13 protein-coding genes are annotated in these 13,322 nt (G+C 59.8%); 9 read left to right on the top strand and 4 right to left on the bottom strand.

All coding sequences use genetic code 11. From position 1 onward, the window contains the following. Positions 1–224: 224 nt before the first annotated feature. The 7 genes from srlA (at position 225) to gutQ (ending at position 5,135) form a co-directional block, all read left to right on the top strand. The gene (srlA, locus tag ACNQ0T_RS05555; RefSeq protein WP_003862164.1) at positions 225–788 is read left to right on the top strand and encodes a PTS glucitol/sorbitol transporter subunit IIC; all 564 of its coding nucleotides are present in this window, start codon (positions 225–227) and stop codon (positions 786–788) included. Next, a complete protein-coding gene (locus ACNQ0T_RS05550) occupies positions 785–1,744 on the top strand; it encodes a PTS glucitol/sorbitol transporter subunit IIB (protein WP_022649146.1) in 960 nt (319 codons plus the stop codon). The genes srlA and ACNQ0T_RS05550 overlap by 4 nt, the downstream gene beginning before the upstream one ends. Positions 1,745–1,756: 12 nt before the next feature. Beyond that, on the top strand, positions 1,757–2,119 hold the full coding sequence (gene srlB / locus ACNQ0T_RS05545; RefSeq protein ID WP_022649147.1) for a PTS glucitol/sorbitol transporter subunit IIA: 363 nt from the start codon (positions 1,757–1,759) through the stop codon (positions 2,117–2,119). Between the two features lie 14 nt (positions 2,120–2,133). Continuing rightward, a complete protein-coding gene (gene srlD / locus ACNQ0T_RS05540; protein WP_023298456.1) occupies positions 2,134–2,913 on the top strand; it encodes a sorbitol-6-phosphate dehydrogenase in 780 nt (259 codons plus the stop codon). 67 nt (positions 2,914–2,980) lie between these two features. After that, complete coding sequence (gene gutM, locus ACNQ0T_RS05535) at positions 2,981–3,340, top strand: transcriptional regulator GutM (protein WP_023298457.1); 360 nt, start codon at positions 2,981–2,983, stop codon at positions 3,338–3,340. A gap of 63 nt (positions 3,341–3,403) precedes the next feature. Next, positions 3,404–4,177, top strand: a complete 774-nt coding sequence (srlR, locus tag ACNQ0T_RS05530; RefSeq protein ID WP_015571676.1) for a glucitol operon DNA-binding transcriptional repressor SrlR — start codon at positions 3,404–3,406, stop codon at positions 4,175–4,177. Further along, positions 4,170–5,135: an arabinose-5-phosphate isomerase GutQ gene (gene gutQ, locus ACNQ0T_RS05525; RefSeq protein ID WP_023298458.1), complete on the top strand. Its 966-nt coding sequence runs from the start codon at positions 4,170–4,172 to the stop codon at positions 5,133–5,135. The genes srlR and gutQ overlap by 8 nt, the downstream gene beginning before the upstream one ends. On the opposite strand, the gene norR is transcribed toward gutQ, so the two are convergent. Next, positions 5,132–6,646, bottom strand: a complete 1,515-nt coding sequence (gene norR / locus ACNQ0T_RS05520) for a nitric oxide reductase transcriptional regulator NorR (RefSeq protein ID WP_023298459.1) — start codon at positions 6,644–6,646, stop codon at positions 5,132–5,134. The genes gutQ and norR overlap by 4 nt on opposite strands. A 187-nt stretch (positions 6,647–6,833) precedes the next feature. Between norR and norV the strand changes: the two genes are divergently transcribed. Together norV and norW are read left to right on the top strand one after the other, a co-directional pair. Next, entirely contained in the window at positions 6,834–8,282 is a 1,449-nt protein-coding gene (gene norV, locus ACNQ0T_RS05515; RefSeq protein ID WP_022649152.1) for an anaerobic nitric oxide reductase flavorubredoxin, read from the top strand. After that, positions 8,279–9,412 (top strand): NADH:flavorubredoxin reductase NorW, encoded by a 1,134-nt coding sequence (gene norW / locus ACNQ0T_RS05510; RefSeq protein ID WP_154849446.1) that lies wholly within the window; start codon positions 8,279–8,281, stop codon positions 9,410–9,412. Before norV ends, norW begins: the two co-directional genes overlap by 4 nt. A 113-nt stretch (positions 9,413–9,525) precedes the next feature. Here the strand turns inward: norW and ACNQ0T_RS05505 are convergent, their stop codons facing one another. Genes ACNQ0T_RS05505 through hydN form a run of 3 tightly spaced genes read right to left on the bottom strand, consistent with a single transcriptional unit; the run spans position 9,526 to position 13,318 of the window. After that, positions 9,526–10,548: a HoxN/HupN/NixA family nickel/cobalt transporter gene (locus tag ACNQ0T_RS05505; protein WP_045308758.1), complete on the bottom strand. Its 1,023-nt coding sequence runs from the start codon at positions 10,546–10,548 to the stop codon at positions 9,526–9,528. A 1-nt stretch (position 10,549) separates the two neighbouring features. Then, on the bottom strand, positions 10,550–12,766 hold the full coding sequence (gene hypF, locus ACNQ0T_RS05500; protein ID WP_417929731.1) for a carbamoyltransferase HypF: 2,217 nt from the start codon (positions 12,764–12,766) through the stop codon (positions 10,550–10,552). Between the two features lie 6 nt (positions 12,767–12,772). Further along, positions 12,773–13,318: an electron transport protein HydN gene (gene hydN / locus ACNQ0T_RS05495; RefSeq protein WP_017382793.1), complete on the bottom strand. Its 546-nt coding sequence runs from the start codon at positions 13,316–13,318 to the stop codon at positions 12,773–12,775. Between the last annotated feature and the right edge of the window lie 4 nt (positions 13,319–13,322).

Raw genomic sequence — 13,322 nt, 5'->3', positions numbered from 1 at the left:
GAACCCAGTATGGTAAAGCATCCGCAACACCTCAAGGAAGCGGTACACACCTCCCCAACGCAAATCCGCGCTTTTTTCCATCGAAAATCATTCGCCCCACCAATTATCTTTCAAATTAATCCATTTTTCTTTTATTGTGAGATCTATTTAACACTTTAAAAGCTTTCAATTTGATTATTATTAGCCCCGAACAGACAAAAACAAACGCCCTACAGGAGAGAAGAATGATAGAAACCATCACCCACGGCGCCGAGTGGTTCATCGGGCTTTTTCAGAAAGGCGGCGAGGTATTCACCGGCATGGTGACCGGGATCCTGCCCCTGCTGATCAGCCTGCTGGTAATCATGAACGCGCTGATTAACTTTATCGGCCAGCAGCGTATTGAACGCTTCGCCCAGCGCTGCGCCGGAAACCCGCTGTCCCGCTACCTGATCCTGCCCTTCATCGGCACCTTTGTGTTCTGCAACCCGATGACCTTAAGCCTCGGCCGCTTTATGCCAGAGAAGTACAAGCCGAGCTATTACGCCGCCGCCTCCTACAGCTGCCATTCCATGAACGGCCTGTTCCCGCACATCAACCCCGGCGAGCTGTTCGTTTATCTCGGGATCGCCAGCGGCCTTACCACGCTTGGCCTGCCGCTCGGCCCGCTGGCGGTGAGCTACCTGCTGGTCGGTCTGGTCACCAACTTCTTCCGCGGCTGGGTGACGGATCTCACCACCGCCATTTTTGAGAAAAAAATGGGCATCCAGCTTGAACAGAAAGTCCATCTTTCAGGAGCCACAGCATGAACCGGATCCGCATTGAGAAAGGCACGGGCGGCTGGGGCGGCCCGCTGGAGTTCGACGCCACCGAAGGCAAAAAGATTGTGTACATCACCGCAGGCACGCGCCCGGCGATCGTCGACAGGCTGCACGAGCTGACGGGCTGGGAAGCGGTCGACGGCTTCAAGGAAGGCGAACCGCCGGAAGCGGAAATCGGCGTGGCGGTGATCGACTGCGGCGGCACGCTGCGCTGCGGCATCTATCCGAAGCGCCGCATTCCGACGGTAAATATTCACTCCACCGGGAAATCCGGCCCGCTGGCGCAGTACATCCTTGAGGATATTTATGTCTCTGGGGTGAAGGAGGACAACATCACGCTGGTGAATGGCACATCCGCGCCGCAAAAAGCGGCCCCGCGCGAGTACGACACCAGCAAAAAAATCACCGAGCAGAGCGATGGCCTGCTGGCGAAGGTCGGGATGGGGATGGGGTCCGCCGTGGCGGTGCTGTTCCAGTCCGGGCGCGACACCATCGACACGGTGCTGAAAACCATTCTGCCGTTTATGGCGTTCGTCTCGGCGCTGATCGGTATCATCATGGCCTCCGGCCTCGGCGACTGGATTGCCCACGGCCTCGCCCCGCTCGCCAGCCACCCGCTCGGCCTGGTGACGCTGGCGCTGATCTGCTCCTTCCCGCTGCTGTCGCCGTTTCTCGGCCCGGGCGCGGTGATTGCCCAAGTCATCGGCGTGCTGATTGGCGTACAGATTGGTCTGGGCAACATTCCCCCGCACCTCGCTCTGCCAGCCCTTTTCGCCATTAACGCTCAGGCGGCGTGCGACTTCATCCCCGTCGGGCTGTCGTTGGCCGAAGCACGTCAGGACACCGTGCGCGTGGGCGTCCCCTCCGTGCTGGTGAGCCGCTTCCTGACGGGCGCGCCCACGGTGCTGATTGCCTGGTTTGTCTCCGGCTTTATTTATCAATAAGAGGTTCCTGCCATGACCGTGATTTACCAGACCACCATTACCCGCATCGGCCAGAGCGCGGCCGATGCGCTGAGCGACCAGATGCTGATCACCTTCCGCGAAGGGGCGCCTGCGGATATCGAAGAGTTTTGCTTTATCCACTGCCACGGCGAGCTAAACGGCGAGCTGAAGGCCGGGAGCCAGCTTGAGCTGGGCGAGGCGCGCTATGCCGTGACCGCCGTCGGCGACGTCGCTGAACAAAACCTGCGCGAGCTGGGGCACATCACCCTGCGTTTTGACGGGCAGCCGCAGGCGGAGTATCCCGGCACGGTTCACGTTGAGGGGCCGGTTCCGCAGGCTGTCACACCAGGCTGTACGTTAAAATTTGTTGCGTAATTAAGGAGAAACACATGAGTCAGGTTGCCGTTGTCATTGGTGGGGGACAAACCTTAGGCGAGTTCCTCTGCCGTGGGCTTGCCGCAGAGGGTTATCGCGTGGCGGTAGTGGACATTCAGAGTGAAAAAGCCGCCCGTGTGGCGGACGCCATCAACACCGAGTTTGGCGAAGGGATGGCGTACGGATTTGGTGCCGACGCCACCAGCGAGCAGAGCGTGATGGCGCTGGCCCGCGGCGTGGACGAGATATTTGGGCGTATCGACCTGCTGGTCTACAGCGCGGGGATCGCGAAAGCGGCCTTTATCAGCGATTTCGAACTGGGGGATTTTGACCGCTCGTTGCAGGTGAATCTGGTGGGCTATTTCCTCTGCGCCCGTGAGTTTTCCCGGCTGATGATCCGCGATGGTATTCAGGGGCGCATCATTCAGATCAACTCGAAATCCGGGAAAGTGGGCAGCAAGCACAACTCCGGCTACAGCGCGGCGAAGTTTGGCGGCGTGGGGCTGACGCAGTCTCTGGCGCTGGATCTGGCCGAATACGGCATCACCGTTCACTCGCTGATGCTGGGTAACCTGTTGAAATCGCCGATGTTCCAGTCCCTGCTTCCGCAGTACGCCTCCAAGCTCGGCATCAAAGCTGAAGAAGTGGAGCAGTACTACATCGACAAAGTGCCGCTCAAGCGCGGGTGTGATTATCAGGACGTGCTGAACATGCTGCTGTTTTACGCCAGCCCGAAAGCCTCGTACTGCACCGGGCAGTCGATTAACGTCACCGGTGGGCAGGTGATGTTCTGATCGAGCGGCCTGATGCCCTCACCCTAACCCTCTCCCACCGGGAGAGGGAACAAAACAAGGAGCCGATATGGTAACCGCATTAATCACCTTCGCCGCCCTCGCCTGGATCTGCCAGATGGCGTTTGGCGGCTGGCAAATCCATCAGTTTAACCGCGCCTTTGACGCCCTGTGCCAGAAAGGCCGTGTGGGCGTCGGGCGTTCCGGCGGACGCTTCAAACCGCGGGTTGTCGTCGCTGTTGCGCTGGATGAAAACAATAAGGTCTGCGATTCCCTCATCATGCGCGGCATGACCGTCTTTGCCCGCCCGGTGAAAATCCAGGCGATCAACGGCATTTTGCTGCATGAATTACAACCTGATGTGATCTTCCCCCATGATTCACTCTGTCAGAATGCACTATCATTAGCGCTTAATCTGAAACATGGATAATTTCGTTGTGAAAGTTATAAACTTGCGGAATTATCATTTCGCAACGTAAGGAACGAAGCGCCTATGAAACCACGTCAGCGGCAGGCGGCCATACTTGAGCATCTGCAAAAGCAGGGAAAGTGCTCGGTAGAGGATCTGGCCCACTACTTTGACACCACCGGCACGACAATACGCAAGGACCTGGTGTTGCTCGAAAACTCCGGCGCCGTCATTCGTACATACGGCGGCGTGGTGCTCAATAAAGACGAAGCCGACCCGCCTATCGATCACAAGACGCTGATTAATACGCACCAGAAAGCGCTGATTGCCGAAGCTGCGGTCAAATTTATCCAGGACGGCGATTCCATCATCCTCGACGCTGGCAGTACCGTCCTGCAGATGATCCCGCTGCTCAGCCGCTTTAATAACATCACCGTGATGACCAACAGCTTGCACATCGTCAATGCCCTGTCAGAGTTCGACAGCGAGCAGACCATCCTGATGCCCGGTGGCACCTTCCGTAAAAAATCCGCGTCGTTTCACGGGCAGCTGGCGGAGAATGCCTTCGACCACTTCAGCTTCGATAAGTTGTTTATGGGCACGGACGGCATCGACCTCAACGCGGGCGTGACCACCTTCAACGAGGTGTTCAGCGTCAGCAAAGCGATGTGCAACGCCGCGCGGGAAGTGATTTTGATGGCGGACTCGTCGAAGTTTGGCCGTAAAAGCCCCAACATTGTCTGTAGCCTTGAAAGCGTCGATAAGCTGATTACCGACGCAGGTATCGATCCGGCATTTAAAAAAGCGCTGGAAGCGAAGGGCATCGACGTGATCGTAACCGGAGAGAAAAATGAGTGATTTTCTGTTAAACGCAGGCCGCCAGACTCTGCTGCTGGAGCTACAGGAAGCCAGCCGCCTGCCGGAGCGTCTGGGTGAGGATTTTGTTCGTGCAGCCAACACCATTATCCACTGCGAGGGCAAAGTGATCGTGGCGGGTATCGGTAAATCCGGTCATATCGGCAAGAAGATTGCCGCGACGCTTGCCAGCACCGGCACTCCGGCGTTCTTCGTGCATCCTGCCGAAGCGCTGCACGGCGATCTGGGGATGATCGAAAGCCGCGACGTGATGCTGTTTATCTCCTACTCCGGTTCAGCCAAAGAGCTGGATCTCATCATCCCTCGCCTGCAAGAAAAATCGGTAGCCCTGTTAGCGATGACCGGCAAATCCCGTTCGCCGCTGGCGCTGGCCGCGAAAGCAACGCTGGATATTTCCGTTGAGCGCGAAGCCTGCCCGATGCACCTGGCACCGACCTCCAGCACCGTCAACACGCTGATGATGGGCGACGCGCTGGCGATGGCGGTGATGCAGGCGCGCGGTTTTAATGAGGAAGATTTCGCCCGTTCCCATCCTGCTGGCGCGCTTGGGGCACGTCTGCTCAACAAGGTTCACCACCTGATGCGCACGGACGATGCCATTCCTCAGGTCAAACTCGACACCAGCGTGATGGACGCCATGCTGGAGCTGAGCCGCACCGGTCTGGGGCTGGTTGCGGTATGCGACAACGACCGCCAGGTGAAGGGCGTCTTCACCGACGGCGACCTGCGCCGCTGGCTGGTGGGCGGCGGCAAGCTGGAGGCGCGGGTATCCGAAGCAATGACCCGGGGCGGGCTGACGCTGAATGCCGACAGCCGCGCCATTGAAGCCAAAGAGGTGCTGATGAAGCGCAAAATCACCGCTGCGCCGGTGGTGGACGAGCACGGCAGGCTGTGCGGCGCGATCAACCTGCAAGACTTCTACCAGGCGGGGATTATTTAACCCTTAAGCCCCAGACGTTTCGCCAGCCTGTGAAGGTTGGCGACGTCCATCTCCAGCGCCCGCGCGCATGCCGCCCAGCTGCGGTTATTCTGCTCCAGGGCGCGGGTGATCATCTGACGCTGGAACGCATCCGTCGCCTCGCGCAGGTTTTCGTTCACGCTCTCAGGTATCACCGGCTTCACGGACGGCGTCGTTTCCTCATGCAGCGCGAAATGGCGCGCATGAATAACCACTTCATCCCCCGAACGCGTAGCCCGCGCCAGCACCACCGCGCGGTGAATCGCATGTTCCAGTTCACGCACGTTACCCGGCCAGCCGTAGCTCAGCAGGTGCGTCCTCGCGCCGGGGCTTAGCACCACGCGGGAAAGCCCCATTTTGAGCCGACACTGTTCGCAGAAAAAGCCCGCCAGCAGCACCACATCATCGCCCCGCTCGCGCAGCGGCGGCACCGTGAGCGGGAACACGCTCAGACGGTGGAACAGATCGGCGCGGAAATTGCCCGCCAGCACCTCTTCGCGCAGATCGCGGTTCGTCGCCGCCAGCACGCGCACATCCACGCGTAAGCTGCGATCGTCACCCACGCGTTGAATATCGCCATACTGCAACACCCGCAGCAGTTTGGCCTGGAGCGAAAGGGAGAGTTCGCCAATTTCATCGAGGAACAGCGTGCCGTTATCAGCCATTTCGAACTTGCCGCTGCGGTTGCTGATCGCCCCGGTAAAGGCCCCTTTGACGTGTCCGAACAGCTCGCTTTCCGCCACGCTTTCCGGCAGCGCCGCGCAGTTGAGATACACCAGCGGGTTCACCGCACGGGGCGAGGCTTCGTGGATCGCTTTCGCCACCAGCTCTTTACCGGTGCCGGTCTCCCCGAAGATCAGCACGTTCAAATCAGACGCGGCGACAATCTCAATCTCTTTTTTAAGCTGCGCCATGCCCGGCGAAAGGCCAATCATTTCGGTGTGCGCCACCTGCTCAAACGCCGTCGGGCTACCCGGAAGAATATTCTGGCTCTCCAGCTGTTCTATCAGCAGGGCGTTGTTCAGCGCCCCGGCCGCCAGCGCGGCAATCAGCCGTAGCTCTTCGTCGCTGAAGGTATCGAACTGATCCGGCGACATGCCGTCGAGGGTTAACGCGCCAATCAGGTTCTGCCCGGCAAACAGCGGCAGGCCGATACAGGCGTGAACCTTCAGGCTCTCCTGGCCGGGGATCAGGCCGTCGTACGGATCGGGCAGATCGCTGTCTGCCGGGAAACGCACCACGTCACCCGCACGGGCGATGGTTTCCAGACGCGGGTGGCCCTCCAGGGTAAAGCGCCGCCCGAGTACGTCCTTCGCCAGACCGTCGATAGCCAGCGGAATAAACTGCCGCCCTTCGTAACGCAGCAGCGCCGAGGCATCGCAGTCCAGCACGTGGCGCAACGTGGAGATCAGCCGCTGAAAGCGGTCCTGATGACCAATACCGGTTTGCAGTTCTATGGCGATCTTCGCCAGCACATCTACGGAAAAGCTCATCTCTGCCTCACTGTCAATTTGACAACACATAGTGTCATATTGACAATTTTTAAGATAGTCAAAATGACTACCTATTAGGGAGAATAAAAATATAAATACATTATTTTCAATGAGTTAAAAAACTGGCACGCAACTTGATATATGACAGTCATCTTATTTGAAAACGCCGTATTAAGTTGAGGTTGCTATGTCTATTCTGGTTAAAAATAACATTCATTGGGTGGGTCAACGTGACTGGGAAGTACGTGATTTTCACGGGACGGAATACAAAACGCTGCGCGGCAGCAGCTACAACAGCTATCTCATTCGCGAAGGTAAAAACGTCCTGATCGATACCGTCGATCACAAATTCAGCCGCGAGTTCGTGCAGAACCTGCGCAGCGAAATCGATTTGAATGACATCGACTACATCATCATCAACCACGCGGAAGAGGATCACGCCGGGGCGCTGACCGAGCTGATGTCCCACATTCCGGATACCCCGATCTACTGCACCACCAATGCCATTGACTCCATCAACGGCCACCACCACCATCCAGAGTGGAACTTCCACACTGTAAAAACCGGCGACACGCTGGATATCGGCAACGGCAAACAGCTGATCTTCGTGGAAACCCCAATGCTGCACTGGCCGGACAGCATGATGACCTACATGACCGGTGACGCGGTGCTGTTCAGCAACGACGCCTTCGGCCAGCACTACTGCGACGAACGTCTGTTCAACGACGAAGTGGATCAGACCGAGCTGTTCGAACAGTGCCAGCGCTACTACGCCAACATCCTGACGCCGTTCAGCCGTCTGGTCACGCCAAAAATCACCGAGATCCTCGGCTTCAACCTGCCGGTGGATATGATTGCCACCTCCCACGGCGTGGTATGGCGTGAAAATCCAACCCAGATCGTCGAGCTGTACCTGAAGTGGGCGGCGGACTATCAGGAAGACCGCATCACCATCTTCTACGACACCATGTCCAACAACACCCGCATGATGGCGGACGCCATTGCCCAGGGCATCAACGAAGTGGACCCGAACGTGGCAGTGAAAATCTTCAACGTGGCGCGCAGCGATAAGAATGAGGTATTGACCAACGTCTTCCGCTCCAAAGGCGTGCTGGTGGGTACCTCCACCATGAATAACGTGATGATGCCGAAAATTGCCGGACTGGTGGAAGAGATGACCGGCCTGCGCTTCCGTAACAAACGCGCCAGCGCCTTTGGTTCACACGGCTGGAGCGGCGGCGCGGTAGACCGTCTCTCCACCCGTTTACAGGATGCCGGTTTTGAGATGTCCCTGAGCCTGAAGGCGAAATGGCGTCCGGATCTCGACGCGCTGGAAATCTGTCGCCAGCACGGTCGCGACATTGCCCGCCAGTGGGCGCTTGCGCCGCTGCCGGAAACCGCACCCGCCGCGGCTGCTGCGCCGGAAGCCGTAGCAGAAGCCGCTCCTGCCGCTGCCGACCTCGGCCCCTGCATGCAGTGCAGCGTCTGCCAGTGGATTTACGATCCCGAGCTGGGCGAGCCGTTGCAGGATGTCGCGCCGGGTACACCGTGGAGCGAGGTGCCGGACAACTTCCTCTGCCCGGAATGTTCCCTCGGAAAAGACGTCTTTGATGAACTGGCAACGGAGGCAAAATGAGCCACGGCATCGTCATTATCGGCTCGGGCTTTGCCGCCCGCCAGCTGGTGAAAAATATCCGCAAACAGGATGCTAACGTGCCGTTGACGGTGATCGCCGCCGACAGCATGGATGAGTACAACAAGCCTGATTTAAGCCACGTCATTAGCCAAAATCAGCGCGCCGACGATCTCACCCGCCAGACGGCGGGGGAGTTTGCAGAACAATTTAATCTGCGTCTGTTTCCGTACACCTGGGTCACCGATATCGACGCCGACGCCCACGTGGTGAACGCGAAAGATAAAACCTGGCAGTACGACAAGCTAGTGCTGGCGACGGGGGCATCTGCGTTTGTGCCGCCGGTTGAGGGCCGCGAGTTGATGGTCACGCTCAACAGTCAGCAGGAGTATCAGGCCAGCGAGACCCTGTTACGCGACGCCATGCGGGTGATGATTGTCGGCGGCGGGCTGATTGGCACCGAGCTGGCGATGGACTTCTGCCGGGCGGGAAAATCCGTCACCCTTGTTGACCACGCGGCCAGCATTCTGTCAGCGCTGATGCCGGCAGAAGTAAGCAGTCGCTTACAGCATCGTTTGACCGACATGGGCGTGCATCTGCTGCTGAAATCGCAGTTGCAGAGCCTGAGCAAAACCGAAACCGGCATTTGTGCGACGCTCGACCGCACCCGCAGGGTGGAAGTGGATGTGGTTATTGCGGCGACGGGGCTGCGCCCGGAAACCGCGCTGGCGCACCGCGCAGGCGCAGAGATCAATCGCGGCGTGAAGGTAGACAGCTACCTGCAAACCACCCAGCCGGACATTTATGCCCTGGGCGACTGCGCGGAAATTAACGGCCAGGTGCTGCCGTTCCTGCAACCGATTCAGTTAAGCGCCATGTTCCTGGCGAAAAACCTGCTCGGCGGCAACGCCCCGGTGAAATTACCCGCCATGCTGGTGAAGGTAAAAACGCCGGAACTACCGCTGCATCTCGCAGGTGAAACGCAGCGTCAGGATCTGAACTGGGAGATTGCCCTTTCGGCTCAGGGCATGGTAGCTCGCGGCACCGATACTGTCGGTCAGATGCGCGCCTTTGTGGTCAGCGAAGACAGAATGAAGGAGGCCTTCGCGCTGCTGAAATCGTTACCTGCTTAACCCTCGTCATGCCGGGTGGCGCTCCGCTTACCCGGCCTACTCAACACCATAACGGCAAACCTTGTAGGCCCGCGCAAGCGTAGCGCCGCCGGGCAAAAACAGGGCTGCGTGGTTCAGGACCGCACCACCAGCGCGTCATAACCGCGCCAGCGGTAGTTCGCCATTGAGATCAGCCAGCAGGCGACAAACAGCCCGACCACCACAAACCCGGCGTCGCCCAGGTTATCGTTCACCGCGCCAATCAGATCCCACACGCCGCCGCTGAGGGCGAACTTGTCCATCAGCAGACCCAGCGCTTCCAGCCCGCCGATAAACAGCGCCACCACCACCGAAGTGCCGGTGATGGTCATGTTGTAGTACAGCTTGCGCTGCGGCTTGTTAAACGCCCAGCCGTAGGCACCCACCATCAGCAGGTTATCGAGCGTATCCACCAGCGCCATGCCGCTGGCGAAGAGCGCCGGGAAGATCATGATCGACCACACCGACATCCCGCTGGAGGCGCTGGCGGCGGAGATCCCCAGTACGCCGATTTCGGTGGCCGTGTCAAAGCCGAGGCCAAACAGGAAGCCCACCAGATACATCTGCCAGCTTTTATTGACGAGGCGGAAGGTTTTGCCGAACAGCCAGTTCATGACGCCACCCTGGGCAGGCAGCGTGATGTCGCCCTGCACGGGCCTGCCGTGTTTCAGTGCCTGAAAACTGCGCCAGACGCCGCGCAGGATCACCATATTCACCAGCGCCATCGCCAGCAGGAAGGTGGCGGAGACGGCGGTGCCAATCAGGCTGCCGGTTTCGTGGAACCATTCCATATTTTTCTGAAACGCCGTGGCGGTGGCGGCGATGGCAATGGAGGCCAGCACCACGATGGTGGAGTGTCCGAGGGAAAACCATGCGCCCACGCCGGACGGGCGCTTGCCCTGCTGCATCATCTTACGCGTCACGGTATCAATCGCGGCGATATGGTCGGCATCCACCGCATGACGCAGTCCGTAACACCAGGCCAGCAGGCTGGCCGCCATCAGCGCCGTACTGCCGCTAAAGGTGTGCCACGCCAGCCCCCAGGCCAGCAGGTTAGCCATCACCAGAGCCAGCAGCAGGCACGCTGCACGAGGTTCATTGCGTAAAAGTCGTAACATTTTAAATCCTTTGTGAACATGATCGGGCGGCAGCAACCACCGCCTGCCCGAAGGAGATCGCTCCGTCGCCTGCGGGCAGGCGCGAAGGAAAAAGAAGCGTGAAATCAGAAAGGTAATGACGAAAGCGCGCGCGTAGCAGGCGGTTGTGAAGGACACCTCCGCTGAAGCACACCGTAGAGAGCGACCGTCGGCGCGCATGCGTTGCCGCCAGTTCGCTCAGCCCTTTTGCCAGCGCATCGTGAAAGGCCCAGGCGCGCTCGCCGGGTTCCGCCCGCCAGGCCAGCCACTGCTGCCAGAACAGCGCAAGGTTATCCGTCTTGAGCGTCACCGGATGATCAACCCCTGCACAGCGTTCGGCCAGCGCCTCCAGCCGGCACGCGGCTTCGCCCTCATAGCGTTGCGTTTCAATGCCCAGCGCACAGGCCACGGCGTCGAACAGACGACCACAGGAGGAGGCCCGCGGCGCATTGATACCGCGCGACACTGCCGTTGCCAGCAGCGGCCAGTTTTGACACTGTACCGCCTCTGTTTCCGGGTACTGCTGCCAGTCAGGTACGAACGCCAGACAGTGGGCGAGCAAATTGCGCCACGGCTGTTTTGCCGCCAGATCGCCCCCCGGCAGCGCAACGGCTGGCAGACCGCCCAGCGGTTCGCAGTCGCGATAGTTCACCCGCAGGCACTCGCCGCCCCACAGCGCGCCGTTCTCACCCATGCCGATCCCATCCAGCGTCAGGGCAATAACATCCCCGCCGTCGAGCGGCCAGCCGTTCTCCGCCAGACACGCTGCTGCATGCGCATGATGATGCAGCACGGTCTCAACGGGCAGCGCCTGCGCCCGGGCCCACTGTCGGGCGTGATATCCCGGATGGGCATCGCACACCACACGCTCTGGCTGGAAGGCGTAGATGTCCTGCATCGTCGAGAGCGCACTGCGCCACTGCGCCTCTACGCCCTCGTCGCTCAGATCGCCAAAATGCTGGCTCGGCACCGCCTGGTTGCCACGTACCAGGCAGAAGGTATTTTTCATCTCCGCGCCGGTGCATAACATGGGCGAGATGTCGCGGAATCCGGCGGGCAATGTGATGGCATCCGGCACAAAACCGCGTGCGCGACGCAGCATCGCACCGTCCCGATCCATTACTGAATCATCCATCCGTTGCAGGATGTCGCGGTTGTGCAGCAGGAAGCCGTCAGCGATGTCACTGAGTTCTTCCAGCGCCTGCTGGTTGCTTATGGCGGGTGGATGGCCGCTGAGGTTGCCGGAGGTCATCACCAGCGGGCGCTGGCAGTCCAACATCAGCAAATGCTGGAGCGGGTTCGCAGGTAGCATCACGCCAATTGTATTCAGCCCCGGCGCAATCTCCTCAGGAAACGCAGGAAGGCAGGCTTTTGGCGTCAGCACAATCGGCGCAGCGGGTGAACCTAACAGCGTCTGGATGGCCTCCGGCAGATCGTTCGCATGCGGGATCATTACCGCCAGCGGCTTGGTCGGGCGCTGCTTGCGTGCCCGCAATTTCCGAATCGCCTGTGGGTTAAGCGCGTCGCAGACCAGGTGAAATCCGCCCAGCCCTTTGACCGCCACAATCCCGCCGTTTTTCAATCTCTCCACCGCCGCGCTTAACGCCGATTCGCGGGTGGTGGCAGCATCCCCGGCTTGCCACTCCAGCTGCGGCCCGCAGTCCGGGCAGGCCACCGGCTGGGCGTGAAAACGCCGGTCAGCCGGGTTGCGGTACTCCGTTTCACAGGGCACACAGAGCGGGAATGGCGCCATTGACGTGGCCGGGCGGTCATAGGGCATGGCGCGGATAATGGTAAACCGCGGCCCGCAGTGGGTGCAGTTGATAAACGGGTAGCGATAACGGCGCTCGCGCGGATCGCGCATCTCCGCCAGGCACGCGGGACAGGTGGCGGCATCCGGGACGATTTGCGTATCCATCGCCCCGCTCTCGCTGTGGCGGATGACAAACTCGTCCGGCAGCGTATTCCATCTGTACGGCTGCGTTTCAACGCGGTCGATGCGCGCCAGCGGTGGGCAGTCCTGGCGCAGTCTCGCGGTAAAGTCACCCCCACTACCCGCGAGACGCACCAGGACACCCTCTCCGTCGTTGCACACGTCGCCCGCCAGCCCCAGCTGGTGTGCAAGCTGCCAGACGAAGGGACGAAATCCTACCCCCTGCACCTTGCCGCGCACCCGAAGCTGTACGCCGTTAACGCGCATTGCAGCTTAAAACAGCAGCGATGACGAGGTGTCGAACGCCGCACGGCGGCGTTTTTCGGCACTCATCTGTTCGAGCTTGTCGCGATCGACGCAGACCAGCGCATGCGTCGGACAGGCTTCCATACACGCCGGACCGGCGTCGCGGTGGTAGCAGAGGTCACATTTATTGGCTTCGGCTTTCTCCGCGCGCACGCTCAGCCCGATACCGCTGTTGCGCACCACCGGGCGAACGACCACCTCCATCGCGCCATACGGACACGCCACCACACAGGTTTTGCACCCGATGCAGCGCTCCTGCATCACATGCACGAAGCCTTTCTCGCGCTTAATCGCCCCGTTCGGACAGACGTTGGCGCACGGCGCGTCTTCGCACTGGCGACAGATAGCGGCGGTGGAAATATTCACGCCTTTAATGACGTGGATGCGCGGCAGGAAGGTGTCGGGGGTCAGGGAGGCGCAATCCTGCTCCGCCTGATGGGACACCACGCACGCCACTTCACAGGTACGGCAACCAATGCATTTGCTGGCATCGGCCATAATAAAACGGTTCATCTGC

The sequence above is a fragment of the Enterobacter cloacae complex sp.6700776 genome, from assembly GCF_048284255.1.
Classification (GTDB): Bacteria; Pseudomonadota; Gammaproteobacteria; order Enterobacterales; family Enterobacteriaceae; genus Enterobacter; species Enterobacter intestinihominis.
Note: the sequence above shows the minus strand (reverse complement) of the source record. Positions and strands in the feature narration are given on the sequence as shown.

Coding starts and splice junctions, on each gene's coding strand:
- hypF (WP_417929731.1), bottom strand. CDS start 12,766: ATGCGCGTTAACGGCGTACAGCTTCGGGTGCGCGGCAAGGTGCAGGGG.
- srlA (WP_003862164.1), top strand. CDS start 225: ATGATAGAAACCATCACCCACGGCGCCGAGTGGTTCATCGGGCTTTTT.
- hydN (WP_017382793.1), bottom strand. CDS start 13,318: ATGAACCGTTTTATTATGGCCGATGCCAGCAAATGCATTGGTTGCCGT.
- gutM (WP_023298457.1), top strand. CDS start 2,981: ATGGTAACCGCATTAATCACCTTCGCCGCCCTCGCCTGGATCTGCCAG.
- ACNQ0T_RS05505 (WP_045308758.1), bottom strand. CDS start 10,548: ATGTTACGACTTTTACGCAATGAACCTCGTGCAGCGTGCCTGCTGCTG.
- srlD (WP_023298456.1), top strand. CDS start 2,134: ATGAGTCAGGTTGCCGTTGTCATTGGTGGGGGACAAACCTTAGGCGAG.
- srlB (WP_022649147.1), top strand. CDS start 1,757: ATGACCGTGATTTACCAGACCACCATTACCCGCATCGGCCAGAGCGCG.
- norW (WP_154849446.1), top strand. CDS start 8,279: ATGAGCCACGGCATCGTCATTATCGGCTCGGGCTTTGCCGCCCGCCAG.
- ACNQ0T_RS05550 (WP_022649146.1), top strand. CDS start 785: ATGAACCGGATCCGCATTGAGAAAGGCACGGGCGGCTGGGGCGGCCCG.
- srlR (WP_015571676.1), top strand. CDS start 3,404: ATGAAACCACGTCAGCGGCAGGCGGCCATACTTGAGCATCTGCAAAAG.
- gutQ (WP_023298458.1), top strand. CDS start 4,170: ATGAGTGATTTTCTGTTAAACGCAGGCCGCCAGACTCTGCTGCTGGAG.
- norV (WP_022649152.1), top strand. CDS start 6,834: ATGTCTATTCTGGTTAAAAATAACATTCATTGGGTGGGTCAACGTGAC.
- norR (WP_023298459.1), bottom strand. CDS start 6,646: ATGAGCTTTTCCGTAGATGTGCTGGCGAAGATCGCCATAGAACTGCAA.